Here is a 26,981-nt window from a genome sequence, read left to right as displayed (position 1 = left end):
GCGAATTGATCAAAATTATCATCTGTGCAGGATTGGCGTAAATCAAGACAATATCCGGATCAAATGGATTGTATACAAGAGGGGCCATCACCAGGGCCTTGTATTTGCCTGTTGGTATTCGGGGGACACTGTTTTCATACTTTTTCCCGTCCGCCCGGCTTTTCGTCCAAACGATGCTTCTGAATGTCCCGTCTTTCATGTATTCAGGAATGTCTGTTAATCCGATGATTGAAGGGCACATAGCATTTACAAAGTCATCTACATCCGCCCCCACCGTCCAGTCGAAATTCCGTACAAGATTAATGAGTTGACACAATGTAGATTTATGGCTCATTCGACGAATAAAAGGAATTTTGTCAATGTCTGTTTCGTCTTCAAGGAGTTTAAAAGCTACAGGAAACGACTTGAGCCTAAGCAAAAGCTCCAGTCTGCGAATTGGTTTCTCCCAGTCTCGGCTAGCGTTCACGACAGTCTCCTCTCGTACCTAGAAAATCGAATTGTCAGCTCTCTCACCCAAAAGAACGAGGTGGATTCTTTTTTGGCGTACATTTTTATTTAATTAGACATATTGAGGCTTAAAACACCTGATGCGGAAATCCAAACATTTCTATAAACGTAATTTGCTGTTTCTAGGCTTAGTCGCTGCCAAATGGATTCTCGATTCTCTGGTGTTTCTTTACCGGAAATACAATGTTTCGTGTCTTTGCTCTTCCAATCGAGCGACTCGGAAAGCGACAAAAGTGAAAACAATTCTATTGCTCAATCTAGCCATCCCTACGCAGCGACTTGAGCTTGTCTCTATGAACCTTTCAGAATTCGTCCAACTAGCATTCTCTGGACCTCGGATGTTCCTTCCACGATCTGAAGGATCATGGCGCTTTTGTAGTAACGCGACACAGGATATTCATCCATGAAACCATATCCGCCGTGGATCTGGAAAGCGTCACTCGCCACCTTTTCTGCCATTTCGGAGGCAAAAAGCTTTGCAGCGACCGCCTCGAAGGTGTGGTTCCGCCCCTGGTCCTTTAGCCATGCCGCCTTTAGATATTGGTTTCGGCCTAGTTCAATATTCACGGCCATATCAGCCTGCTTGAACTGAACCGCCTGAAAAGAAAAAATCGGTTTCCCATTCCAACTATTAAACCTATCCGTTGCTTTTCTTTCTTTGCGTCTGTTAGGGACCACCCTTGCTTGCAGAGTTCCAATCAACCATGACATTGTTCTACTGAGCTTTATTGGCATCTCTAGTAAAAAAAATTATCCTTGAACCAAGAAACAACACATATAGGGCATACCCGTGAAGCTCAGCAATTGCCTACGTAAAAGTCGCCGAACTTATTTTTGCTAGGGGCTCCATTAACTCAAAAACGAGAGCGACACCTTCAATACCCCCTTCACTCGTGTCGGACGGGACCAATTTCGATTCTATGGAAACCTTTTTACCAATGAGTTCCATGCTCGCGTTCTCAGCGTCTTTTCCTATCAAATTTACATTGCCGATAACCCATGGTCCGTCCTGAAGTTCGACCATGGCTACCACGTAGGGAACCCGGTAACCAGTGGGGGCAACTCTAATGACTGTGAACGTCCTGATGACGCCCTTTTTTTCAAAAGACGCAACATCTAGGCGTGAACTTCCGCACCCTGGGCAAACGACTCCAGGCGGAAGTATGTTTTCACCGCAATCAAGGCATGTTAGTCCAAGGAGCTTGCCGTCGATCAGTCCCTGCTTGAACTCATTAAAGGTCAGCGGGTATTTGCTCATTCTACTGCCTCCTTAAGACGAGATTGCATACGGTACTAAAATCTCCACCCAGCGTATCAACTACACCGACTCTGGCGTCCTTCACTTGCCTTTCACCGCATTCACCTCTTAGCTGCTTAACAATTTCGTAAACCTGTGCTGCTCCTGTTGCTCCAATGGGGTGCCCTTTTGCTTTCAATCCTCCAGACGGGTTGATAGGAATCCTTCCACCCAGAGATGTATCTCCCCTGTCAACGGCAGCAGCGCCTTCTCCAAATTCAAAAAATCCCAAGGCTTCAGATGCAACGATCTCTGCTATAGTAAAGCAGTCGTGAAGTTCACATACATCAACATCAGCGGGGCCAATACCTGCTTGGTCGTAAGCGCACTTAATGGCGGCTTCCCTAGCTACCATGCGGGTAAGATCTTTCTGACGATATAGGGGTCCGGCAGTAGCTTGGCCAGATCCTATTACGAATACTGGTTTTGCTATTCTGCCCTTATATTTTGAGGCATTAGCGATGATCACGGCTGCCGCCCCATCGGAAAAAGGACAGCAATCGAATAGTTGAAGAGGGTGAGCAATCATGGCGCTTCCAAGCACTGTTTCTAGGGTAATCTCTTTCCGGAAATGTGCCAGTGGGTTGAGCGTGCCATTGCGATGATTCTTTACAGCTGTTGCGGCCATGCTCTGTTTCAGTACGTCAAGAGGGATGTCGTACTTAGCAGCGTACTGGTGCGCTACCATACCAAAAACACCTGGGAAAGTTATGCCGGTGAACCTCTCATATTCTGAGTGACTCCCCATCGCGAATGTTTTGGTAGCCAAGGGCGTTCCCATGATGGCAGTCCGCTCTGTCCCCCCCGCAATTACTAAATCATAAATACCTGAGGCGACCATTAGGACTGCATGCCGAATGGCCACCGTAGCCGATGCGCAAGCGTTTTCAAATCGAGTTGCTGGCGCCTCAACGCGCATACCAATTTCGGCGGCAAGAAATGGGGCTATGTTGATCTGACTCTCCTCGAAATCCCCAAGCACGTTTCCAACGAAGAGCGCCTCCATATTTTTTGCTTCAAGGTTGGATTCCGAAAGGGCGTCCATGGCGGCTTCCGCAAACATCTCCTTCATGGAAAGTTTCGATATGCCAAATTTGGTCATGCCCACTCCCAATATGATGACTTCTTTCATTACCGCCTCCCTGTGGCCGTTAATTAGCAAGCTTATAGACTCAAATTCATACGACCTAAGACCATAGGCGCAACCCATATGCTAAAAAACCAAGAGTGGGTTTGGTCTGATCGAAGGTTTGTCCTTTGGCTCGACTCTACTAGATTACTTTGCGCCCATGCGGATAGCGCCATCGATTCTAATGGTGGTTCCATTAATGGACGCGTTCTCAATGATATGTTTCACCAGCATCACAAATTCCGCAGGTTTGCCGAATCGACGCGGGAATGGAACCGCCGCTGCAAGCTTCTCCCTAACTTTTTCCGGAAGACTCCTGGCCATGGGGGTGTTAAAGAGACCAGGGGCAATAGTAGTCCGCTCAATCCACTGCATATTAAAGGGCCTCATTCCTTTCCCAGTTTACGTGTTTCCGAAGTCTGCCATGATCTTTTCTCTGTCCAAACTACCGTGATTGTTCCTAGGAATTTCGCTTACAAACACTACGTGCTTAGGTTTCTTGAATCGGGCTATTCTCGCTGCCACAAACTCAATCAAATCGGCCTCAGAAATGGACGACCCTGAGTTCAAGACACACACAGCCTTTATCGCCTCACCCCACTCGGGATCTGGAACCCCTATCACAGTGACATCCTTCACCAAGGGGTGCTGTCTAATCACATTCTCAACCTCTGAAGGATATACGTTTTCACCTCCAGTCTTAATCAATTCTTTTTCCAACGCCCGCCCTTCAAACCAGAGATACCCCGTCTCGTCTATTCGTCCCATATCACCGGTGTGGTGCCACTCGTCTCGGAATGTGTAATTGGTATCGTCTTGTAAATTCCAGTAACCCTTAAACACTTGGGGGCCACGTACGACAATTTCACCGGATTTTCCTGGTTCGAGGATTTTACCAGAATCGTTAACTATTTCGACTTCTGCCAACTCAAGTGGCCTACCAACTGATCCAGGCTTGTCAAAAAAAGGTCCAATCGAAGTGAGTCCCGATGTCTCTGATTGACCGTACGCCGCCCAAAAAATACCTCCAGTAACATCTTGAAACCGTTTAGCCGTATCCTGATGATCAATTCCCAGCACATGCCTCAAACTGGACAAATCCCGACCGTCCTCCTCAGCCTTGTCCAACAATGACGATAACATTGGAGGAAATTCGAAAAACACGGTGGCTTTATGGTCTTCAATAAACCCTACCGCCATGTCGACTTCAAAGCCTGGCATGATTATGTTACACCCTCCGTCCATCATCACTGAAAATATCATAAGGATTCCAGCTACATGAAAAAGCGGCAACATAGCCATGTTTACGTCATTTGGGCCCAGATTCCAAAGGTGTTGCAGATGGAGGGACGTCACCAACAGACCTTGATGGGTGATTACAGCGCCTCGAGGCCGCCCATGCACCGCAGCCGTATGGATTATGACGCAACGGTCATCCTGGCTGAATTTAACAGCATGACTAGCGTTGGCCTTTTCCATCAGATCCCTAAAAGCGCTGAAAACACCGCACTGAGACTGAGTACTGAAGCAGGTAATTTGATGAGGCGCCCTGTTGATTATAGGATTTGCCACATCCTGAAATTCAGGATCGGCGAAAAGGACAGTCGGCGAGCCATCTGATAAAATGTATTCAATTTCCTCTGAACTCAGACGCCAGTTGATCGGCAATATTATAGCCCCGATTCGGGCAGCCGCTCCATAGAGGTACACGTACTCCAGGCTGTTTTTGGCTAGCACTCCAATACGCTGACCTCTGCTTACTCCAACTGAATGGAGACCGGCGGCCAATTCATCAATCTTTTTGATAAATTCGATGTAGCTGATTGTCTCTCGCCCAGATTTCAGGGCGGCTCTATCTTTGTACAAACGAGCATTGCGTTTGATAACGCTGTAGATCGATACGTCATGTATACCCATATTCACCAACCTTGAGACTTCTAAACGCTATATAGTCAGTTCAGCATGCGGGGTCTTCGTGATAGGCAAATTCGCATGGACAAGCGACAGGCGTTGCGAATCAGATAGTTGCAACGTTTCCACTGTATACTGAGGATTTTCTTCATCTCTGGGCTCAATCGGACGACTCTGAACCAAGCGAGGAAGGTGAATTGCCAAAGCACACCAGATATATAAAGACACACAGTTTTATCCAACCTGTAATCTGGGTTACTATGCCGTTTCTGGTTTACATAGCTATTGCAAATTCTTTGGTTTGTATTTTTTTGTCCTAGCTCCCAGTAAAAATCGGTTTCCGCTTTTCAAGAAAAGCTGCTACTCCCTCTCTATGATCATCGGTTGTGACCAAAAACTCAAAACATCTCCCCTCGTAGGCTAATGCTTGAGACAGATTCATTTGCATTCCATCCATCAGGCACATTTTTGTCATCCTTACGCCCCAGAGTGGCTTCTCAGCAATTTGACGAGCCAAGGCGATGGCAGCGTCCATGAGTTTCCCCATAGGCGTAATTTTATTGATTAGTCTTATTTGAAGCGCTTCCTCGGCCTTCACTCGTCGGCCGGTGAACAACAGTTCCTTTGCTATCGTTAGGCCGACTGTCCGGGGGAGCCTTTGTGTTCCACCAGCCCCAGGGATAATTCCCAGATTAATCTCCGGTTGTCCAAAAACCGCATTCTCCGCTGCAATGCGAAGATCACAGGCTAAAGAGATTTCGGTACCACCGCCCAGCGCTATTCCTGAAACCGCTGCTATAACCGGTTGCGGCATTGTCTCAAATTTGTTAATAACTCGTTGAACTTTAACCAAGAAGGAATGTGCATCTAAGATCGAGGACCACTGTTTTAACATTCGGATATCTGCGCCAGCGCAAAAAAAATCATTGTGACCAGACACTATCACGACCCTGATCTTTGCATTGCGCCCAATTAGCTCCAAGACGTCCTCTAACTCATCGAGTAATTGTTCGTTCAATGAGTTTCGTGCCTCTGGCCGATTCAGAGTAATTATTGCGATTCCGTGATCTTCAGAATAGATGATCGTGCTATACTGCATGAGCTAGCTCCTGCTGGGCTTATATTTATTTATGTGAGAGCGCAGACCAAGAACTTTCGCCGGGTTCTCATGTGTCAATTTTCCAAAGGTGTCAGCAGAGATCTCAATTTCTTTTAACTCTTGCATTAGCCTAGCCCTGGAAATCAACGGGAAATCACTGCCCAGTAGGGCCTTGCCGGCCAAAGGACCATTCATCATTTTTACAACATATTCAGGGATATACTGAGGAGCCCATCCCGCAATATTGAAATATACGTTGGCGTTCTTCTGAACAACAGCCAAAGCTTCGTAAAACCAAGGAAATCCAAAATGCGCCGCTATAATTTTGAGTTCGGGAAAGTCTATGGCCAAGTCGTCCAGCGTATCGGGACGGCAGAATTTGAGCCGGGCTCCATTGTGAAAATGGGTCCCCGTGTGAAAAAGGACGGGAAGGTCTAACTCCTGTGCCTTTTCTAGAATCGGATACATGCGAGAATCGTTGGGCGCCATGTTGATAAGATGGGGGATGAACTTCACACCTGACAACCCCAACACCTCCACGCTTCTGGATAACTCGTCAACCGCTAAAATCCCTTTGTTGGGATCTACGCCCGCAAATCCGATGAATCTATCCGGAAAGCGGTGGACCGCATCCGCCACCAACTCATTGGGAACTCTGTAATGCCACACCGTTTCAGCATCCACAGCAACGAGGACGGCTTTGTCCACTCCTGCCTGATCCATGTCCAGCAGTATGTCTTCCAGTTCGAAGGTTCGCACACCCTTGAACATCTTCTCGTAACCGCGAACCATGTTTTCTGGAAAGGTTACCAAAGCTTCCTTTGTCCAAAGCTGAGAATGGGTATCTATGATCATACTTCCTCCCGTGGGCCCTGAGTGGAAACCTATACTAATGAGACGGGCGATCGTGTAAGTAATGCAGTCTTAAAGACATCTGCCTCCCAGATTGTCACCTTGCTACCTCCTGCTGCTCAAAGTCTTTGGTGGGCTCTTTCAGATGTCGAAACGGCTGCAGGACAACAATGCGTCCAGAGGCGTCAATATGCTACCTTGTCCAATCCTTTTAGCCCCAGCATTTGTCTGGCTTCGTCGGGAGTGGCAGGTTCAAGGCCTAGCTCTCTGGCGATTCTTACTATCTTCTCGACTTGTTGGGCATTACTCTTAGCCTTCACCCCTTTTTCCAGATAAAGATTATCCTCGAGACCAACCCGTACGTTTCCCCCAATAAGTAGTGAAAGAGTGCACATTTTGAACTGATGGCGCCCGGCGGCACATACTGACCAATTGAAGTCACCTATGGAAGCTTTTGCAGTATTGTACATAAACATCAGGTTATCGGGGCTGGCAGGGATGCCACCTAGTATCCCCATAACAAACTGAATATAAATAGGTTTCTTGATGCGTCCTGTTTCCAGCATGAATGCTACATTGTTCAGCATCCCGACATCGTAAACCTCCAGTTCGGGTTGAGTCAGGTTTGCCTGAAAAACCTGCGCAAACCGCGCCATGGTTTTGAATGTGTTGGGCAAAATGAAATCTTCCGTCATCGCTAGGTAATCGGATTCCCAAGGAAACTTGAATTCTTTTAAGCTGTCGAGGGTGCTAAATAGGGCAAAGTTTAATGAACCAAAATTAAAGGAAGCCAATTCCGGTTTCAACTGAGGTATGGCCGAAACCCTCTCTTCCACTGTCATTCCTAAGCCGCCTCCAGTCGTAATACAAAGAATGATGCCACACTTACTCTTAATCTTGGATGCGATCTCTCTGTAAAGATTGATATCTGCTGAAGGCTGTCCAGTTTCAGGATTCCGGGCATGAATGTGAGCAACCGACGCACCGGCCTCGTATGCTCGAACCGTTTCACTCACAATCTGGTCCGGAGTAATCGGGAGGTAAGTAGACATCGAGGGGGTGTGAATACTTCCTGTAATGGCCGCAGTGATAATCCTCTTACTCATCTTTTTGGCTCCTGGACATAAGTTTCTTTGAGTACAATGAAAATATGAAACCAGCTTTGATTATCTAATTCAGACCTCGGTATTATCCGCTTCCCAATAGGGACGGGACCAGAGACTTCTTCACCCAAATAATTTCGGAAAGAGAGAATTCACTTCTGGAAATCCGGACCTAGAGCGTCCGACCTTAACAAAAATCTATTGTTGACAACGGTGGGGCTTTCTTGGTCGATCGTGCCCATGGGAACGAGATCGATTTCGGCTGTGAACTGTGTTACGGCTCGCAGGTCGTCAATCAATTTTTGTTTTATTATGGGCCCTTCGTTAGGGCTATCTGTTTCTACTCGTATGGTGAGTCTATCCTGAAATCGAGGCCTATCAATAACGATCTGATATTTTGCCAGACCATGATGCTTTCTAATGATTTGATCTATAATTTCTGGGATCATATAAACCCCTTTAACCCTCTCTATTTCTCCTGTCCGACCTACTATCCGCATTAGGCGCGGGGAAGTCCGCCCGCACCGACATGGATCAGTAATGAGACCCTCTGTCAGATCGCCGGTCCGATATCGAACCACCGGCATTGCCCGCCGCGATAGATCAGTAGTAACTATTTCTCCAGTGTAACCTGCCTCCACATTCCTTCCTGTCCCAGGCTCAACAATTTCAAGAATAGAGTCTGTAAAACAATGCATGCCACCTCCGTATGGACACTCGGCTGCAACAAAACCTGTTTCCGCTCCTCCGTACATCTCCCTAATGTCCGCTCCGAAGGCTTCTGCTAACATTGTCTTGTCATTCTTCCCATAAACCTCGGTAGCCAAGATGATCAACCGTAGCTTTAGATCCGTTGCAGGATCGATACCCATTTTTCGCGCTGTATCCGCAAGGTGCATTGCAAAGGACGGAAAGGCGAACATCACGGAAACTCCTAAACGCTTCATTATACCGATGTGAGTTCTGGTCATCCCAGCCCCCCCTGGAACAACTGCGCAGCCAATACGGCGAAACGCTGTGTCCATCATTGTTCCCGCTAAATGCCATTGGTACGCAGCCGTGATGTCGACTATGTCACCACGCCTTGCTCCACATATATAGAGCCCGTTGGCCGTGGTGTTTATGTAGCTGTCCATGTCGCCTGCGCTGAATGGCATCATCAATGGGCCTGGCGAACAATAAATTCTGCTTACATCTTTCAGCCGCATGGTCAGGAAGTCTCCGAAAGGAGGGTTTGCACGCTGATTCCTAATCATCTGCATATGGCTCAGAAATGGAACACGTTCACGATAGTCATCCAGATCTTTGATCTCCTCAGGTCTGAAACCAGCTTTGTTAAATTCCCGCTCATAAAAGAGGGAATTTTGATGAGCAAACCTCAGGTGCTTTTGCATTTTCTGAAGCCGTATCTCTTCCAATTTCTCAGGCGAAATTAGCTCTAAATCCTCATCCCAATATGAAGAAACAATTCTCACTTCATTCCTCGTTCAAAGAATTTCATTGAAGTAGTTTTCGGGCGATTATAATCCTTTGTATCTCGGATGTTCCAGCTCCAATGGGCATGGCCTTCGCGTCACGGTAGAATCTTTCAATTTGGAATTCTTTCGTATACCCATACGCTCCTAGGATGTGCAGAGCCTTCGATGTCACTCTCTCAGACATATCCCCGCAAAATAGCTTTGCATAAGAAGCTTCAAGCCCAACATCATCATGGTTCTGCCCTTCGGCCATTTTCGCACATCTTTGAACCAATACGCGCCCGATATGGATATCCAATGCCATGTCAACAAGCTTTTCGCTGATCATCTGAAACTCACTTATCGGTTTATTGAACTGCTGTCGTTCTTTCGAGTATTTTGAGGCGATGTCGTATGCGCCTTGAGCGATCCCCACCGCTTCCGAAGACCAGACAATTCTCTCGCGATGAAGACCCGCGAGCACCATAGACACCATAGAGTTCTCTTCTCCAACAAGGTTTTGGGCTGGTACCCGGCACTCATCAAAAACGAGTTCCCCAAAGGGCGAGCCTTTGTGACCTAACTTCTCGATCTTTCTACCGACTGAAAAACCCGCAAATTCCTTTTCCACGATGAATGTGCTGATACCTCTTGATCCTTTTTCTGGCGCAGTCTTGGCGTAAGTAACGATGATGTCTGCCACTGGTCCGTTCGTAATAAAGATTTTTGTTCCGTTCAAGACGTAATGATCACCGTGTTTTACAGCCCGAGTCCGCATTGCCAGGGCATCTGAACCCGAGCCCGGTTCCGTGATGGCTAGACAGCCTATCGTCTGTCCGGAACAAAGAGCTGGAAGGTATTTCGCTTTCTGCTCATGACTAGCGTGTCTATTGAGGTTGTCCACCACAAGATTGGAATGGGCTGCATAGGAAGATGCCAACCCGGCGCTCGCTCTTGCAAGTTCCTCAACTACAATGGTTTGGGCAAGCAGTCCTGCCCCTGATCCGCCATATTTCTCTGGAACTGTAATACCTAACAAGCCTAGCCTGCCCAACCCGAACATCAGGTCGCGCGGAAAACGGTCTTCACGGTCGATCTGCTCTGATTGGGGAATTACTTCTTTCTGAACAAATCGTCTCAACGAATCTCGAAGCAATCTCAATTCTTCGCTTAGCTCTGCTGATTGTTCTTTGGCCGTATCAGACATACTCCAGTCCCCTCTGAATGATTTCATCAGCGATGACAAGACGGCGGATCTCAGATGTCCCTGCGCCAATTTCATATAACTTAGCATCCCTGTAGAATCGGTTAATAGGGAATTCTAACATGTAACCATACCCGCCGTGGATCTGTAGCGCCTGGTTGACGACACGGGTAGCTGTCTCGGCAGCAAACAACATAGCCGAAGCGGCAATCTTGTGTACTTCTGTCCCTTTCCCTCCGCGTTCCATCTTTTCGGCCAAGGTGGCTGCACGGTAAACAAGTCCCCTGGCGGCCTCGATTTCAGTGTACATATCCGCCAGCTTCGCCTTCACCAACTGGAAATCGCAGATAGGTTTTCCGAATTGTTCCCTCTCCATGGAATATTTCCGCCCCAATTCCAATGCTCCTTCAGCCAACCCGAGGGGCTCCCCGGAAAAAAAGGCTCGCTCAACGTCGAGTCCACCCATCATCACTCGGATACCGGCGCCAACAACCCCGATCACATTCTCACTGGGAACTCTACAATCTTCAAACACAATTTCTCCTGTGGGCGATCCCCGATTTCCCATTTTTTCTAGCGCCCGCGAAACCTGAAATCCAGGAAAGTCTTTCTCCACGATTAATGCTGTAATTCCAGATTTTGCTGGAGACGTTCTATCAGTCTTCGCATAAGTGAGAAAGACATCTCCGACAGGAGCGTTGGTGATAAACATTTTGGTTCCATTGAGTATGAAATCATCACCGTCCCGTATCGCTGTCGTACGAATGCTGATCGCATCCGAACCCGAGTTGGGTTCGGTCAATGCAAGACAGCCCACCAAGTCTCCGGAACACAAACCGGGAAGGTATTTCCTTTTTTGTTCTTCAGTTCCGTTTCGACAAAGATTGTCTGTGCAAAGATTGGCGTGAGCCCCATATGAAACTGCCAGGGCAGGGCACGTCCTCGCTATTTGCTCTATTACCAGAACGGCCGTCAAGAGGTCGAAGCCAGATCCGCCATATTCTTCAGGGATTGTGACCCCAAGGACGCCCAGTTCGCCCAGTTTCTTCCAAATGTCAACAGGGAATCGGTCCTCTCTGTCAATCTGCTCAGCTATTGGCTCGATTTCCTTCACCATGAACTGGTGAACATTTTGTTGCACCAGCCTCTGTTCAGCGGTTAAATCAAAATCCATTTCGTATCATCCATCCCCTTGCGTGTTTGATCTGAACTGGTCCAATGGACTTAGACACAAGTCGTCAAAAGACAAAGAATCTAATCCTCTGATCTGACGAGCTATCCTCAGGAGTTGAATTGTCTACGACAACCACCGTTTTCGTCTCTTGTAGTGCTTAACCTCTTTATAGCTCTTCCGACTACCCACAGAACTCAATCCCAGATAAAATTCTTTGATATCTTCGTTTTCTTTTAGTTTTTCAGCAGGTCCATCCATAACGATCCGCCCATTTTCCATCACGTAGGCGTAGTCGGCAATCTCCAAAGCGGCCAATGCATTTTGTTCTACCAGCAGTATAGAAGTCTTTTGTTCATCATTGATTCGCTTAATAATCTCAAAAATTTTTGCAATGAGAATAGGCGCCAGACCCAACGATGGTTCGTCTAAAAGCATAACCTTGGGATTGGATATAAGTGCCCTGCCTATAACCATCATCTGTTGCTCTCCGCCTGACAAAAATCCGCAAACCCGATGTTTCAGTTCTGGAAGTCGAGGGAAAATGCTGTATACCGATTCCAACTTTTGGCGGATATCTTTCTCGCCGCTGGTCCCCAAATACCCGGCCCTCAAATTTTCCTCTACCGTCAGATGTGGAAAAACTCTTCTGCCCTCAAGAACCTGAATAATTCCTGTCTTGGCAATATAGTGTGGCATCGATCGGTCGATGCGTTTCCCCATGAACGTAATGTCTCCGCTCGTGAGATCTCCCGCTTCAGCCCTCAGCAGACAGGATATGGCTTTCAATGTGGTAGTTTTCCCTGCGCCGTTGGCGCCCAGCAAGGCCACAATCTGACCTTCCCTAACTTCAATGGAAACACCTTTGAGAACCTGAATAACCTTGTGATAAGAAACTTCGATCTGATTAACTGATAAAATACTAATCACCTCCTTTTACAGAAGCGCCTAATGCCGAAATTCATCAGGCGCATCTGGTCCCTGATCGAGTGTGATTAACGAAATTGCTTCGGCGTCATGTCGGGAGCGCGAACAAAATTGCCATCGCCGCCTTTGCCTCCTGCGGGCAAAAGTTTTCCCCCTTCGACCTTGTAAATCACGAGCCATGGTGTAGATCGAATCTTGTCGGTATATGTGATCTTGACGACTCCATCTAGAGGTTGCCAATCCGTGAAATGGTTCAATTCATTCATTATGGACTGTACTGTCGTTTTATCCCATCCCACTTTGGCCACAGCATCCGACATCGACTTATGAATCATCAGAATGTATTGCCATCCAAGAATATAGAAGTTAGTTTGTTCTTTTATGCTTCGATTGTTGTCCTTGAGATACTGCTTTACGAGCTTGACGCCGGGGTGATTTTCATTATCGTAGGAAATGTTGTGAAGTACAGATATGCAACCCTCGAAGAGCGACGGATCAAGCCGAATGGTACCCCAATCTCCGCCAACCATGTTGAGCAGTTTTACATTCATGCTCAATTCCTTTACCGCCCTCATGATGGCCACTGGTCCAGATCCCGTGCAGTTGGTTAGAAGCCAATCGGGGTTTTGCGCTCGGATACGGACCAGAGGGGTAGTCAGGTCTACATCTCTCACTCCGAAAAGGTCCTGCGCCACAATGTCAACCCCAATTTCCTTGCAATAAGCAAAGAATTCTGGCGTAAGAATCGCTTTTCCATAAGCCTGATCCCATGTAATAATTGCAATTCTAGGGTTACGGGCTTCCTTCCAGTTGTCTTTGACCCATCTGACGGCAGTGGCCGCCATTCCGGCGTAGAGTTCGTAGAAACCATAGGTGTTCCCCTGAGGATAGAGATCATTAACACTGCTTGGGAAAAAGCCTATTACGCCATCTTTCTGAACTTTCTCTCGAAGAGCCTCTGCTGTGGGAGTGTGAGGTACACCGAAGAAAAGAGGTTTCGATTTCATCCCAATCAGTTCCGCATACTGTTGGAGGCCAAGAGAAGCCTGTCCAGTGTTATCCTTAACTATAAGTTTCAGCTTAACGCCGTCAATGCCGCCAAGTTTCTCATTGACATACTTGACTGCGTCCTCTGCTCCAGGCGCCATTGGTCCAACCACCGAAGCGTAAGGACCTGTAAGATCCCCTAACAGAGCAACAGGAATCACTTCTGGTTTCTCGGCAAGACTCTGAGTAGGTGCGAGAATTACCAACACGAGAATGATCACAAGCATCCATCCTAGTCTACTCGAAATCCGTTTTACAATCCGCTTCATGTCCGCCTCCTTTGATTCTTGCTTAAGGGTTTACGCTTAGGTTTGTTGATCTCAGCCTTAATAGGAAAATGGCCATCGGCGATAAAAGTGTTTAAAGATTTCCCAACGATGCCCTAGACCTCTCGGCTCGTAGATCAAGAAGACCAGGATGACCAGCCCGAACACAAATGGACTGATACCACTCTTTATTGCTGCTCCTACAGCATCCGGAAAGTACGATGCTATTGGGGGGCCAATGTAATGGGAAAACGGTTCAAGCGCCCGAATGAAGATCACCCCAAACACAGCGCCTGGAACTGAGCCAAGCCCTCCGACAATAATCATGCCAAGGTACCAGATAGACTCATGTAGGGTAAACGAGTCCACGTTTATGGCGCCCATCCAGAGCGCCCACAAGACTCCAGCAAGTCCTGCGTAAAGAGAGCAGATGAAAAAAGACAACAGTTTGTATCTAAAGATCTCGACACCCATGATTTCGGCCGCTAAATCGTTGTCTCGTATGGCAACGAACGCCCGGCCGATTTTTGAACGCTGTAAATTGCGGGTTAGAATAATGGAGGCTACAGCAAAAAACATCACAAGGTAGTAAACTCTGACTTGAGAATCAAAGCTGAAGCCAAGAATGCTCGGGGCCTTGATGGTCAAGGTCGAGGTTCCTCCTGTAAGATCAGGTCTCACATTTACAATGATCCAGGGGATTAGAAACTGGGCTGCCAAGGTGGCCATGGCGAGATAGAATCCTTTAATACGTAAGGAGGGCAGTCCAAATAGAAGCCCAACTAAGCCAGCGGCCAGTACAGAAACCGGAAGAGCTAACCAGAAGGAGAACCCCAAGTGGTTCATAAGCATCATAAGAGTGTAGGCCCCAACACCCATAAATGCGCCATGTCCCAGGGATATTTGGCCAGTCAGTCCAGTCAGAATATTCAGCCCCATGATACTGACGACCGATATTGCGATCAGGTTGACTGTGGTTATGCTGCCCGCTCCGAGTAGCTGCGGCAAAAAGAGCGAAGCAATTAAACCGACGATTGTGAGGACCTGCTGGGGCAAAGTTCTGACGATTGCAATGTCTTTTTCGTAAGTATCGTCCAATGTTCCACATGGGCGCCACATATCAGACCCTTTCTATTCGCTTGAGACCCATCAGACCTTCAGGTCTAATGAGGAGCACGGCCAACAGTAATATATAGGCTGATATTTCCCCCATTGTTGGGTCTATCAATCCGCCGACCATTGATTCGATGATTCCGACGGTGAGGCCCCCCAAAAGTGCTCCCGTCACTGATTCCAGCCCCCCAAAGATGACTGCGGGGAATGCCTTTAGCGCCAGCAGCGGTGTATAAGATGGCGCAAGGGCCAGTCTATACCCCATGAGCGAACCGGCCAGTGTTCCAAGAATGACTGCCAAGACCCAGGTCAATGCAAAGACTACGGTTATATTTATCCCGCAGGACATAGATAGTTCGTGATCTTGGGAAACCGCTCTCATTCTTAATCCCGTTTGGGTTTTTACAAAAAAATATGCCAGAGTGGCAAAAGCCACCACTGCAATACCAAAGGCCCACAGAAGCTCCGCAGACATGGCAACAGAACCGACTACAACAGTCTTACCGGGGAGGAGGTTTTTGGGGAAAGCCACGTCGTAGCCCGTCCATATCATGAGCATGATGCCTCTAAGAAGAACAGACAACGCGAGCGTAGCCATTATGATCGTCAGGAGAGGTTGACCTAAAAGGGGCCTTAGGACCAGACGCTCTACCAACAATCCGGTGACCACTGCCATCAACAGAGCGCCCACTAGCGCCAACCACAGAGGAAAATGAAACCAGACGACGAACGAATAACAAAAATATCCACCCAGTGCTAGCAGCTCTCCTACGGCAAAGTTAAATATTCTAGTGGATTTGTAGACAAGGACTATGCTGACCGCAATCAGGGCGTACACGCTTCCTGTCAGTAATCCTGTTACAAAAAATTGTGGAACCAGAGATATCAAACTGCGCCTCCTCTAGACAGACACAACCTTTATTTCGTTTTTCATCAGACCGGTTCTGCCATCACGATAAGTGATCTCTGACGTGACCTCGACTTCTCCAGCATCACCAAATATGGCGTCGATCATTGGCTTGAAGCGTGATTCCACAAAAATCCGCCGAAGTTTCCTCGTCCGTGTCATCTCCGCTTCGTCAGGATCAAATTCTTTGTGGAGATTGATAAACTTACGGATTTGAGAGTAATCCGGTAGAATCTTATTGACCTTTGCCACTTCTTTTCGAACAAGCTCTATGACATCAGGTTTTTGAGACAAGTCAACGAACGTGGTGTAAACGAGATGGTTTGATTCGGCCCACTGCCCAACATTGTTCAGATCAATGTTTATAAGTGCTCCGACAATGACTTGGCCCTTTCGAGCCACTACCAAAACATCCTTTATATACGGTGAAAATCTTAGTCTTACCTCGCAAAACTGCGGAGAAAATTTCTTTCCATCGGCCATTTCCAGCAGATCTTCCATTCTATCCATAACGATGAGATGACCATCGTTGTCGAAGTGGCCAAAATCTTCGGACTTGTACCAGCCGTCAACTAACTTTCTTTTGGTTTTTTCCTCCTCACCGTAGTAACCGGAGAACATGTTGGGAGTGCGGACCAGTATCTCACCTTCTTCAGAAATTTGGATATCTACTCCTGGTAGCGGTGGCCCACAGCTTTCCGGTTTGATGTCGTAATCCTTGTGGAGGGTCACAACTCCCACTTCGGAGCCCCCGTAGAGCTGTTTAATGTTTACTCCGATAGCGTGAAAATAACTGATCACGTCAGGGCTTATCGCTGCGCCAGCCGAGTAGCCTACTCGACTCTTGAGCAAGCCGATGTTGTCTCTCAACGACCTGAAAACGAGTCTTTCGGCAATAAATGACCAGAATGCCAACCAGATTCCGAGGCGCCCACCCCTCATAGTCACCGAGGCTTTGCGTCTACCAATCGTTAGCGCCAAATTGTAACAAACACGATTGAAAACGCCCGAATCCTGTATCTTCAACTGAATCGTACGAATCAAGTTTTCCCACAACCGGGGACCAAAGAAAACAACCTGAGGTCCGACCTCACGAATGTTTGCCTGCACGGTTTCAGGTTCCTCTGGAAAGTTGGCGCGTAGGCAGTAATAGAGCGAACACGCCACACCAAACAGTTGTTCGGCAATCCAGGCAATTGGTAGGAAAGACAGGTACTCCTCATTTTCCTGATAGCGATCCACCTCGTTTACAGCAGCAGCCATACCAATTAACGCTTTATGTGTTACCATCGCCGCTTTAGGTTTACCCGTGGTTCCTGAACTGTACAAAAAAACTGCAAGGTCGTTGCAATCGGTTGAAGCCACCATCTCCTCAAATCGGTCTGGGAGTTCTCTCGCATAAGCCTTGCCGGTGTCAATCATCTCCTCCATGCTGACAAGCAGTGAATCTGTGTAGCTCCAAAGACCTTTGGGATCCCAATAGATGATTTTCTGGAGTATTGGCACTTTCTCGATTATCTCCAATACCTTGTCGACTTGCTCTTGGTCCTGACAAACGATAAAACGCGATCCAGAATGTGATACGTAGTATTCAACTTCTGGGGGTGTACAATCAGCAAAGACTCCTACTACCACGGCTCTGGCTGACTGGGCGGCGAGTTCAAACCAATATACATGTGGCTTGTTCTCCCCCAAGATGGACACGCGATCACCCTTTTCCAAACCCATGGAGACGAAGGCAAGACACAAATGCTTCACAATGCTGTAATAGTCTTCCCATGAATAGCTCTGCCAGATGCCCATTGTCTTTTCTCTGGCCGCCGCCTGGTTGGAACCGTATTTAGATCGGTTTCTCAACAGAAGCTTTGGTAAGGTATCTTCATGTACCAGCCTTGACAGATTCACTTTGCACTCTCTCCTGACTGGCCCGATTTACCGAGGTATGCGCTAATCACTTTTTTGTTCCGTTTTATTTCTTGGGGGGACCCCTCGGCAATTTTGGTACCGAAATCTAGAACTACTACACGCTGTGAGATGTCCATGACCACTCCCATGTCGTGTTCAACAATTATTATGGGGATGTGTTTGAGTTCTTGAATGTCCAGAATGAATCTTGCCATATCCTCTTTCTCTTCGACATTCATCCCAGCCATTGGCTCATCCAAAAGCAGCAACTTAGGTTCAAGGGCCAAAGCTCTACCAAGATCAACCCTTTTTCTTAGCCCGTATGGAAGACTTTCTACTATTCTGTGCCGAGCCTCCGCCAGTTCTAATAGATCAATAATCTCCTCTACTATGCTCCGGTTTTCTATTTCCTGTTTGCGAGCTTTGCCAAAAAAGATTGATCCTGCAATGGGTCCATAGTTGATGAAGACGTGTCTGGCAGCCATTAGATTGTCCAAGGCCGTCAGCCCCATGTATAGCTCAATATTCTGAAAAGTCCTGGAAATTCCAAGCCTAGCACGGCGACTTGGTGAGACCCGACTGATCTCCAGACCATTAAACATGACTTGCCCATGTCCGGGATGATAGAAGCCACTGATACAATTCAACAAAGATGTCTTTCCGGCGCCATTTGGGCCTATTAATGCTAATATTTCTCCTTCTTTAGCCCGAAAGGAAACATCAATCAGGGCCATTACTGAGCCAAAACTGAGTGACAGTCCTTCAACTTCTAGTTTTATATTTCCGTCGGCTATCATAGAAAGAACCCTTCGACGTCCATTATTTAACTGGTCGGAAATAGAGAATGTCTAAAATGTTTCCTTCTCTTTGCTCTTTGAACACTATCTCCATATGCATTCCTATCTTCAGCTCTTCCGCCGTTGCCTCTCCGATGTAATGTATTAGGCCACCGTCGCTTCCGTTGAGTCTGACGATGCCAAGAATCCACGGCTTCTCAAGTCGTTTTCCATCCGTGGAAAAATAGCACTCGCCAAAGGTAGCGAGGATCCCCTTGGGTTCGACTTCTACCCATTCCATGTCATCGGTAAAACACTCCTCGCAAAAGATTCTTGGTGGAACAAGAACCCGACTACATTTCCTGCACCTCGTTCCCATAATTTTCATATTGTCCCTTAGGTCTCGGAAGAATCGTTCTCCGGCCTTTCCTGGGGACCAATTGTAACTAATTTGTATTTCACCTTTAATGGTCATCTCTGGCTTCTTCGACTTCATAGTTTTCTCCTAAAGGGATGGAATACGGCTTGATCAGGCTCTATTCCGGTAATCAGTCACGACCGACGACCATGACAGCGTTGTATTGATACATGCCGCCCCACGCATTGCAAACAGCGGTATTGACGTCTTTTGGGACTTGGCAACCCCCAGCCTGTCCTTTAATCTGAAGGTAACACCAACAGAGCCTGGACATCCCTGCACCGATAGGATTGCCTTCTCCCTGAAGACCTCCCGATGAATTCACCGGTAGTGTCCCTTCCTTAAGGGAAACTCCATCGTCAATCATCTTTCCAGCGCCCCCCTCTGGACACAAACCTAATGCCTCACAATGCTGCATCTCTTTGTAAGTGAATGGATCGTAAACCTCTGCATAATCTATCTCAGTTGATGGATTCGAAATCCCCGCCATTTCATAGGCTTGTTTAGCAGCAAGATAAGCATAATCGAGCCGTCCCAAGTCGTTGTTCCTCCGCCCCATGAACCACACGGAATCTGCTCCTCGACCTACTCCCCTGATCCAAACCGGGTCGTCTGTCAATTCTTTGGCGACATCTTCAGAAGCCAAAATCACTGCTCTGGCTCCGTCAGTGACGGGAGACGTGTCCAGAAGCTTGACTGGCCATGATAGGTAGGGTGACGCCAAGACTTCATTGACGGTCAACTTCAACGGTAGTTGAGCATACGGATTGAAGAGCGCATTACCACGGTTCTTAACTGACACCTTGGCCATTTGTCGTTCTGTCAAACCATAGCGGTGGAGGTAGGCTCTAGCTTCCAAGCCGCATTGAATGGGAACGTTTAAACCAATCGGCCTGACGAAGGCCTCGTCATAGACGGTGCTAAAGACAGCTTGTGCGGAAGCGTTCTCGCTCATTTTCTCGAAGCAGATCACCATGACGATGTCATGCAAACCACACGCCACATGGTTATATCCAAGTATCGGTGTGGAAACCGCTGTTGAACCGCTGGTACTGTTCCGCATTGTAGGCTTCCACAGGCCAGTAGAAGCATCGATCGCAGTTTTGTCTGAATTGTTAATGCCGCAGAACGCATCCACGGCTGATCCGAAAACTACGGAGTCGATGTTCTCCTTTTGCAGGTGAGCATTCTCCAAGGCATTCCTGGCTACATCAAAAACCATTTCTTCAACTGTTTCCATCTTCCGAAAGTCGAATTTCTGCATGCCTACGCCGACAAGTGCCACTCTTCTGGCCATTTTCCTCTCCCCTTTCAAAAAGCCGTGGACTCATACCATGTTCCCGCGCACCCGTAGCTTACCATTTGCCCAGAATGGCTACACCTGCAGTGGCGGTGGGAATGCCGCCCCAGCTATGAGCGAGGCCTATTTCCGCTCTTGGGTTTCTAAATCCATTGTTATGGCAGCGCAGTTGACTGACGACTTGGGCGACTCGAATCAATCCCGATGTTCCAACGGCGTTACCGCGGCCCAAAAGGCCTCCTGAAGCATTTACCGGCAACGCACCAGTTTTGTCGAAGAGACCTTCGTCCAAACATGAGCCGGCGCTGTGCGCCTCGCAGAATCCGAGGGCTTCACAGTGCATCAATTCTCGGTGTGCGTACCAATCGCTAACTTCGGCAAAATCTATTTCTCGTTTGGGGCGTCGGATTCCCGCCATGTGATAAGCTTGAGAGGCTGCCCATTTGGTCTCTTTAGCCGTACCGTGTTCAGTTGACGCAACGAAGGATTTACCTGAACACCATCCGATACCACGAATTAAAACAGGCTCTTGGTTCAGGGTCCGAGCCATCTTTTCTGAGACAAGTACAAGAGCGCACGCTGCATCGGATTCCTTCGCCGTAGTGAGTCGACGAATCGGCCAGGATAGCAGATCAGATTTCAGGATTTCTTCGGGACTCGGCGCCGACACATTTGCGTGCTGAATGACGTTACCGATGTTTTTAGCCGCGACTCTCGCCAATTGTTTTTCCGTCAAACCTGATCTGTTCAAGTATGCTCTGGCATCCATTGCAGCCAAGACGCTTTCTAGAATTCCTGGATTTGGAACCGAGTTACAGACCGGTCGAGAGAAAATCGGCTCCATAGTTGCAGCTATGAGTTTTTGATAACCAACCCCATCGGGATCGCGTTCAGATGCCTTTTGAACTGAGGCCACAACTGTCACTTGCCCTGGGTCTGTCATGACCTCCATATATCCAGCAAAAAGGCTGTATATACCGTCCTCCCCAAGACGTAAATCACAGGGTTTCATCACCCCCCCGATGGAATCTAGGGTATACTGGTTAGAGAGACTTCTACCCTCAAGAAAATCAAAGGTGGCTGTTATTGCGCCTCCGATATCTTTTCTTTCAAGCCCAGCATCGTCGAGGGCCCTTCGGGTAGCGTAGAACAGGAGATCTTTGTGGCTCATTTCGGAAGTGTTTTCATTCGATTCCACTATTCCGATACCCGCTATGCAAACTCGATTAGTCATTTGGTCTCCCGAATCCTGGCTTATACTTGATTACCAACAGTTAAGGGTCCTCGTGCCATCAGAATATCCCATTGGCCTTCCATGACAACCTCGTCACGGTGATTGATTACCTTCAGCCAAAACGATACCAAGCCCCGGTCAGTTCGTTGAGTCTCTCTTTTTTCGCTCACTGACAACTCGACATGTACTGTGTCGTTTATGAAAATAGGTTTCCTGAAACTCCAATTCCGAATGCCCTTGAAGGCCACAGTGGTTCCCTCTATTAGGCCAGATCTATTAACGCATCCGGACGCGATGGCCATCCCACACATGCCGTGCGCTACTCGTTGACCGAAAGGTGTTCGAGATGCGAATTCAATGTCCGTATGAAGTTGGTTGAAGTCGCCTGAAACCCCGCAAAAATTTACGACATCGGCCTCTGTGACTGTTCTACTCACAGTGGAAAATACGTCTCCGATTTCTAGTTGATCAAAGAATTTTCCTGGAATCCACGATTTCATGATTTTATCGCATCCTTGATTGGCGTGTGGATTCATCGAACAGAGGGGAAGCGGCACATTTTTCGCAAACCGTTGGTCCGACAAATCTCGGCTTTTATTTGAAACCTTAAGTTCTAGTATAGAATTGCAAGTAATCTATATTCCCTACACCGTTAACGGACGGGTCGTTAATCGATTGGTTTGAAGTAATCTATATCGAGAATGTGTCCTTCCGGGTTCTCCTTCCACACGGCTTTGACTCTGCCCCCGATTCTGACCTTTTTGGCCACTGTCTCTACATCACCGAGTTCCACTCCTCCCACGAAGTGTGGAAGGCCTACGTCCGCTCCATCAAGATTGATGATACCCAAAATGTAAGGAGGCTCTTTCGGCTGACCTTCATAGGCGAAGCCGATGAGAACCCAGGTTCTAATCGTACCCTCATCCGAAACCTGGACCCAATTTGTCGTCTCTCTAAAACACTCTGAGCAGAAACTGCGAGCTGGAACCAGTACCCTATTGCACTTTTCACATCGAGTTCCCATAATCCGTTTGTTTTTGAATTCCTCATAGAAACGGGTAGTGGTTGGTCCCATGGACCAGTTGTATGGTAGTGAGACGTAGCCTTTTAGAATTCTAGATTGCGCCGCCATTGCTTTCCCCTTTAGCCTAGAGTTGACTAGATATGATCATTACGCCGTTGAACTGGTCCAGGCCACCCATAGCATGCGCTAGTCCGGTCTTGGCACCTGGTATTTGCCGATTGCCAGCTTTTTCCGTTAAATGAAGCACGACTTCTGATACCCTCTGAAGGCCCGTGGCTCCTATGGGGTTTGTGCAAAGGGTACCACCTGAAGGATCGCATTGGAGGTCGCCTCCCCTCATTACCACTCCTTGTTCGACCAGATCACATCCGTGACCAAAATCGCAGAATCCGAAACACTCGTAAAAGAGCATTTCCTGAAACGTAAAAGGGTTATAGATCTCAGCCAAATCCAGATCTTTTCTGGGATTAGTAATTCCCGCCTGACTATATGCTGACTTGGCTGCATTGATGGCCGATTGCCAGACCACTTTGTCGCCTTCACCGAAAAACGCTTGCTCACCACAATAACCTATCCCTTTGATCCAAGCCTTGGGGCCCGCCAATGTCTTAGCCTTTCGCTCAGAAGCCATGATGACTGCACATGCTCCATCGGAAGCTGGACACACATCAAGAAGTCTGACCGGATAGGCGATTACCCGAGAGTTTAGAACGTCGTCGACGGTGATCTTGATTCTGATATGGGCGTAAGGATTTAGAAGAGCGTCATCATGATTGCGCACAGACAATTGCGCAGCCGCCATTCTCACCCTTTTTTCTTCTATGCCGTATCTGTGGGCCCACTCATTACTTTGAAGCGAGAAAATGCCGGGGGCGCCTGCAAGAAATGGCCTTTGAAAGAAAGGATCAGCAACTGTGGCCATTGTGCCCTGCGGGTCTCCTTCGTACATCTTTTCGGCGCCTACTACAAGCACCAGATCAAACATTCCGGAAGCAACGTGGTAGAAACCGGTATGCGCCAAGGAAATCCCGGTCGATCCACAGGTCGCGGTCCTTATCAGGGGTTTGCCACTGGCTCCCATGGCATCGGCCCAGTAGAGGTGAGGATTATTCACACCCTCCATAGCTGGAGGCATGGATCCCGCTACTACCGCCTCAATATCGTCTGGAACTAACCCAGCGTCATCGAACGCTCTGCTAACGGCCTCATAAACAAGTTCAGGATACGATACATCCGTTCTCTTCCCGCATTCCGTCTGACCAGTCCCAACAATAGCCACCGCTTGAGCCATGGGATTGTCTCCTTAATTTCCAAGAATTACGACTGAATGTGATTGTCCCCCGAGACCATTCACGCTGTGCGCAAGCGCCTTTTCAGCCCTAGGCACCTGATGATCGCCCGCTTCACCCCGGAGTTGAAGACATGCTTCACCCACACGGATTAGACCGCGAGCAACAAAAGGATTTGCTCCGAATAGCCCCCCAGATGGATTAACCGGAAGGCGTCCATCTAAGGCTGTTACTCCTTGCTCGACTAGCCGAAAACCGTTTCCCACATCACACAATCCCAGCTGCTCCATCCACATGATCTCGTGAAAAGACGTAACATCCGAGAGTTCTACGACATCTATTTCCTTGGATGGATTTTTTATGCCGGCTCTGCTATAGGCCATTGCCGCTGCCTTGGTTAGAGCCCCATTTAAAAGATCCCGATCACCGATGTAGGTGTGGTCCACACTCCACCCAACGCCATGAATAAAAACTGGTTTATCTGTTAATTGCCTTGCGGTATGCTCATCTGCCAGCAGCAGAGCACAGGCTCCGTCGCTTGTGCCGGGCACATCCATGCAGCGAAGCGGAGCAGCCATCATCGATGAAGAAAGTATTTCCCCAATTGAGAACTTGCCGCCGCGGTGGGAATACGGATTCCTCTCTGAGTTAGACATGTTCTTGACTACAACTCGAGCTATCTGCTCCTCACTTGGACCATGCTGATTCAAGTACATTCTGGCTTGGAGAGCTTCGACCGCAACAGTGTTCAGACCTACCGGCCTATGAAAAAAGGGGTCCGCTGCAAGATTGGTTAAAGTATGTTCGGACGGACATTCCGAACACTTCGTCACTCCTACCACTAGAGCTGTTCTGTGATGACCGGACAGAATCCTCATCATTCCATAAATTAGGGCAAAAACTGAGTCCTCAGTCACCTTTGAACCACTCTTGAGATTGCCTCCCGCAGCGTCATAATAATAGCTGTTCGAACAACTGATTCCCTGCCAATAGTCTGCGGAAGAAGAAACCATTGTTCCGATTTCGGATCGGTCCATTTCTACTCGGTCAAGTAGTTTTCTGACCACACCGAAGGTCAGCTCCCGAACATTCTCTTCAAGCGCCTCACCGTGCTTAGTCTGTACAAAATCGACAATTGCCACTCTTTGTGTCATCTGATCTCTCACTTTGATAGATGGCCTGATTTGTAGCCTGCTTTTGCCATTGACAGGGTTATCGAAAGCAAATTTTGTGCCGAGTGGTTTGGGAATAGAAAATTCTATTGATGTGATTTGACATAAGCGTTGGCTTCATAGGCTAACTGCCTAATATCAAATAGTCTTAATCTAAGATCTTGATTCGGTTCCTATTAGGTCGAAACAAATGAAAACTGAAAATATTGGATGTTACCGATTGGCTCTGGTCGATTTATACATGCCCAAAAGTGGACATGTATAATTATTAGACATGAATTGTACAAAGGATGGTTTCAAGCAAAGACTATTGCAAAATCTCGGCAAATATCAACTCACTGAACATACAGGTTAAGTTCAGATAGGGTTTGCCATGTGGCTATTGGCGAATTTTTGTTAGTTAGATTTTGTGAAAAAGGATCATTGTTAGAGGTGCTAATGGTTTGTGTCAATACCGTATTTTTTTAGTTTGTTGTATAGGGTGGCGCGACTCATCTTTAGCATAATGGCCGCTTGACGCTTATTCGAATTGGATACTTCGATTGCGTGTTGGATCACGGCTTTTTCATTTGAGGCTATATCTTCAAACTCAAACACACGTAGGTTTGAGACAACCGGTTTCCCCTGTTGAGCCATCATAATCTTTTCCCTGAATCTAGGAGGCAGCGATGCCTCGTCGATTAGTGCGCCTGTGTTGAGGTTCATTGCTCCTTCTAAAACGTTTCTCAATTCTCTGACATTCCCTGGCCACGCGTAACTCGTAAAAAGATCTAGAACTTGTTCGGTCACACCCGTCACTTTACTGTTAATGCATTCGCTGATGTTCGAGATAAAAAATTCTGTCAAGAGCCTTATGTCTTCTGTTCGATCTCGTAACGATGGAGTTTGTATATTCACGACATCTAATCGATAATACAAATCCTCCCTGAATTGACCGCACTGGACCATTTCCCATAAATCCCGATTAGTAGCAGAAATGATCCTAACGTCCAATTCGTATGTATGCGTTCCCCCAACTCTCACAAATTCTCTTTCCTGGATGACTCTAAGAAGCTTTGCCTGCATTCCCATAGACATATCTGCGGCTTCATCCAGAAAAATGGTTCCGTTTTGACTTAACTCGAATTTTCCTGGCTTACCCCCCTTTCTAGCTCCCGTAAAGGAACCGAACTCATAGCCAAAGAGTTCCGATTCAAGCAAGTTCTCTGGTATGCCAGAGCAGTTTATTGCTACAAAGGGACCTTGTCTGCGTAGGCCGGCCATGTGAATGCCTTGAGCGAAAAGCTCCTTGCCGGTTCCCGATTCCCCTGTGATTAGGACGTTCGAATCTCCCTGAGCCGCCTGCAACGCTCTTTTTTTTGCAAGCAAAATAGCTTTTGATGTACCTAAAACATCTTCGAATGTGAATTTACAATTTCTGACTTTCTTGGGGGCGTCCTGCGGTCCATTTCTACTATCAAGTTTCACGATCCTAGAAATAAAACTAGTGGCTTCCTGGATATTAGCAAATATGCTCTTGCATACAGCTCCTTTCAACACTTCGTCCTTTATCAGAGGCGTCACAACTACTGGTACAGATTTTTTATTACGCCTGGATATCTCGGCAAGTTCCATAATTCCGGTATGGGCAACTTTTTTCAGAAGGCATTTTGGATTGAGTGTGGTGATGTCCTTCCCAATAGCTTCCTCTCGATCAACCCCCAAATTAAGGGCTGATTTTCTTGTCAAATAAAAAAGCCGTCCGCTAGTAAACCCTCAGTTATGGGTTCAGGACAAAGAGAGGCATTTTTTTCTCGCGATTTGTAGAGAGATAGATTACACGCTTGAGTCATCTTGACGGTCCTCATTGGATGAGGTCTGAAGTGATGGCCCT

26 protein-coding genes are annotated in these 26,981 nt (G+C 47.5%); all 26 read right to left on the bottom strand.

Translation table 11 applies throughout. The annotated features are described in order from the left end of the window. A partial coding sequence (locus WC647_18860) for a DUF169 domain-containing protein (GenBank protein MFA6224367.1) occupies window positions 1-466 on the bottom strand: 466 nt, incomplete at its 3' end. Window positions 467-798: 332 nt separating this feature from the next. Further along, window positions 799-1,218 (bottom strand): acyl-CoA dehydrogenase family protein, encoded by a 420-nt coding sequence (locus WC647_18855; protein MFA6224366.1) that lies wholly within the window; start codon window positions 1,216-1,218, stop codon window positions 799-801. Between the two features lie 97 nt (window positions 1,219-1,315). Then, window positions 1,316-1,765: an OB-fold domain-containing protein gene (locus WC647_18850; GenBank protein MFA6224365.1), complete on the bottom strand. Its 450-nt coding sequence runs from the start codon at window positions 1,763-1,765 to the stop codon at window positions 1,316-1,318. A 1-nt stretch (window position 1,766) separates the two neighbouring features. Next, window positions 1,767-2,936, bottom strand: coding sequence for a beta-ketoacyl synthase N-terminal-like domain-containing protein (locus WC647_18845; GenBank protein ID MFA6224364.1), 1,170 nt, complete (start codon window positions 2,934-2,936; stop codon window positions 1,767-1,769). A 144-nt stretch (window positions 2,937-3,080) separates the two neighbouring features. Then, window positions 3,081-3,308: a hypothetical protein gene (locus tag WC647_18840; GenBank protein MFA6224363.1), complete on the bottom strand. Its 228-nt coding sequence runs from the start codon at window positions 3,306-3,308 to the stop codon at window positions 3,081-3,083. A 27-nt stretch (window positions 3,309-3,335) separates the two neighbouring features. Continuing rightward, complete coding sequence (locus WC647_18835; GenBank protein ID MFA6224362.1) at window positions 3,336-4,850, bottom strand: AMP-binding protein; 1,515 nt, start codon at window positions 4,848-4,850, stop codon at window positions 3,336-3,338. Window positions 4,851-5,160: 310 nt separating this feature from the next. Then, window positions 5,161-5,943 (bottom strand): enoyl-CoA hydratase/isomerase family protein, encoded by a 783-nt coding sequence (locus tag WC647_18830; GenBank protein ID MFA6224361.1) that lies wholly within the window; start codon window positions 5,941-5,943, stop codon window positions 5,161-5,163. A gap of 3 nt (window positions 5,944-5,946) precedes the next feature. Beyond that, a complete protein-coding gene (locus tag WC647_18825) occupies window positions 5,947-6,798 on the bottom strand; it encodes an amidohydrolase family protein (protein ID MFA6224360.1) in 852 nt (283 codons plus the stop codon). Between the two features lie 182 nt (window positions 6,799-6,980). Then, complete coding sequence (locus WC647_18820; protein ID MFA6224359.1) at window positions 6,981-7,901, bottom strand: 3-keto-5-aminohexanoate cleavage protein; 921 nt, start codon at window positions 7,899-7,901, stop codon at window positions 6,981-6,983. A 149-nt stretch (window positions 7,902-8,050) separates the two neighbouring features. Next, window positions 8,051-9,373, bottom strand: coding sequence for a hypothetical protein (locus tag WC647_18815; protein ID MFA6224358.1), 1,323 nt, complete (start codon window positions 9,371-9,373; stop codon window positions 8,051-8,053). Window positions 9,374-9,395: 22 nt separating this feature from the next. Continuing rightward, complete coding sequence (locus WC647_18810; protein MFA6224357.1) at window positions 9,396-10,562, bottom strand: acyl-CoA dehydrogenase family protein; 1,167 nt, start codon at window positions 10,560-10,562, stop codon at window positions 9,396-9,398. Beyond that, window positions 10,555-11,733, bottom strand: a complete 1,179-nt coding sequence (locus tag WC647_18805; protein MFA6224356.1) for an acyl-CoA dehydrogenase family protein — start codon at window positions 11,731-11,733, stop codon at window positions 10,555-10,557. Before WC647_18805 ends, WC647_18810 begins: the two co-directional genes overlap by 8 nt. Window positions 11,734-11,856: 123 nt before the next feature. Continuing rightward, the gene (locus tag WC647_18800; protein ID MFA6224355.1) at window positions 11,857-12,660 is read right to left on the bottom strand and encodes an ABC transporter ATP-binding protein; all 804 of its coding nucleotides are present in this window, start codon (window positions 12,658-12,660) and stop codon (window positions 11,857-11,859) included. 65 nt (window positions 12,661-12,725) lie between these two features. Beyond that, window positions 12,726-13,973, bottom strand: coding sequence for an ABC transporter substrate-binding protein (locus WC647_18795; protein MFA6224354.1), 1,248 nt, complete (start codon window positions 13,971-13,973; stop codon window positions 12,726-12,728). A 57-nt stretch (window positions 13,974-14,030) separates the two neighbouring features. Next, entirely contained in the window at window positions 14,031-15,089 is a 1,059-nt protein-coding gene (locus tag WC647_18790; protein ID MFA6224353.1) for a branched-chain amino acid ABC transporter permease, read from the bottom strand. 1 nt (window position 15,090) lies between these two features. Continuing rightward, on the bottom strand, window positions 15,091-15,972 hold the full coding sequence (locus tag WC647_18785; GenBank protein ID MFA6224352.1) for a branched-chain amino acid ABC transporter permease: 882 nt from the start codon (window positions 15,970-15,972) through the stop codon (window positions 15,091-15,093). 12 nt (window positions 15,973-15,984) lie between these two features. Further along, on the bottom strand, window positions 15,985-17,895 hold the full coding sequence (locus WC647_18780; protein MFA6224351.1) for an AMP-binding protein: 1,911 nt from the start codon (window positions 17,893-17,895) through the stop codon (window positions 15,985-15,987). Beyond that, window positions 17,892-18,692 (bottom strand): ABC transporter ATP-binding protein, encoded by an 801-nt coding sequence (locus WC647_18775; GenBank protein MFA6224350.1) that lies wholly within the window; start codon window positions 18,690-18,692, stop codon window positions 17,892-17,894. Before WC647_18775 ends, WC647_18780 begins: the two co-directional genes overlap by 4 nt. Window positions 18,693-18,714: 22 nt before the next feature. Beyond that, the gene (locus WC647_18770) at window positions 18,715-19,167 is read right to left on the bottom strand and encodes a Zn-ribbon domain-containing OB-fold protein (protein ID MFA6224349.1); all 453 of its coding nucleotides are present in this window, start codon (window positions 19,165-19,167) and stop codon (window positions 18,715-18,717) included. A gap of 52 nt (window positions 19,168-19,219) precedes the next feature. After that, window positions 19,220-20,386 carry a hypothetical protein gene (locus WC647_18765; GenBank protein MFA6224348.1) on the bottom strand — a complete coding sequence of 389 codons (1,167 nt, stop codon included), beginning with the start codon at window positions 20,384-20,386 and terminating at the stop codon, window positions 19,220-19,222. A 58-nt stretch (window positions 20,387-20,444) separates the two neighbouring features. Then, a complete protein-coding gene (locus tag WC647_18760; protein ID MFA6224347.1) occupies window positions 20,445-21,623 on the bottom strand; it encodes a hypothetical protein in 1,179 nt (392 codons plus the stop codon). A 20-nt stretch (window positions 21,624-21,643) separates the two neighbouring features. Then, window positions 21,644-22,123, bottom strand: coding sequence for a MaoC/PaaZ C-terminal domain-containing protein (locus WC647_18755; GenBank protein ID MFA6224346.1), 480 nt, complete (start codon window positions 22,121-22,123; stop codon window positions 21,644-21,646). Window positions 22,124-22,290: 167 nt separating this feature from the next. After that, complete coding sequence (locus WC647_18750; GenBank protein MFA6224345.1) at window positions 22,291-22,755, bottom strand: Zn-ribbon domain-containing OB-fold protein; 465 nt, start codon at window positions 22,753-22,755, stop codon at window positions 22,291-22,293. A 16-nt stretch (window positions 22,756-22,771) separates the two neighbouring features. Next, on the bottom strand, window positions 22,772-23,938 hold the full coding sequence (locus WC647_18745; protein MFA6224344.1) for a thiolase family protein: 1,167 nt from the start codon (window positions 23,936-23,938) through the stop codon (window positions 22,772-22,774). Between the two features lie 12 nt (window positions 23,939-23,950). Then, window positions 23,951-25,090, bottom strand: a complete 1,140-nt coding sequence (locus WC647_18740; protein ID MFA6224343.1) for a thiolase family protein — start codon at window positions 25,088-25,090, stop codon at window positions 23,951-23,953. A 453-nt stretch (window positions 25,091-25,543) separates the two neighbouring features. Beyond that, on the bottom strand, window positions 25,544-26,836 hold the full coding sequence (locus WC647_18735; GenBank protein MFA6224342.1) for a sigma 54-interacting transcriptional regulator: 1,293 nt from the start codon (window positions 26,834-26,836) through the stop codon (window positions 25,544-25,546). Window positions 26,837-26,981: the final 145 nt, after the last annotated feature.

This window comes from Desulfomonilaceae bacterium (assembly GCA_041662605.1).
In the GTDB taxonomy this organism is placed as follows: Bacteria; Desulfobacterota; Desulfomonilia; order Desulfomonilales; family Desulfomonilaceae; genus CAJBEZ01.
Note: the sequence above shows the minus strand (reverse complement) of the source record. Positions and strands in the feature narration are given on the sequence as shown.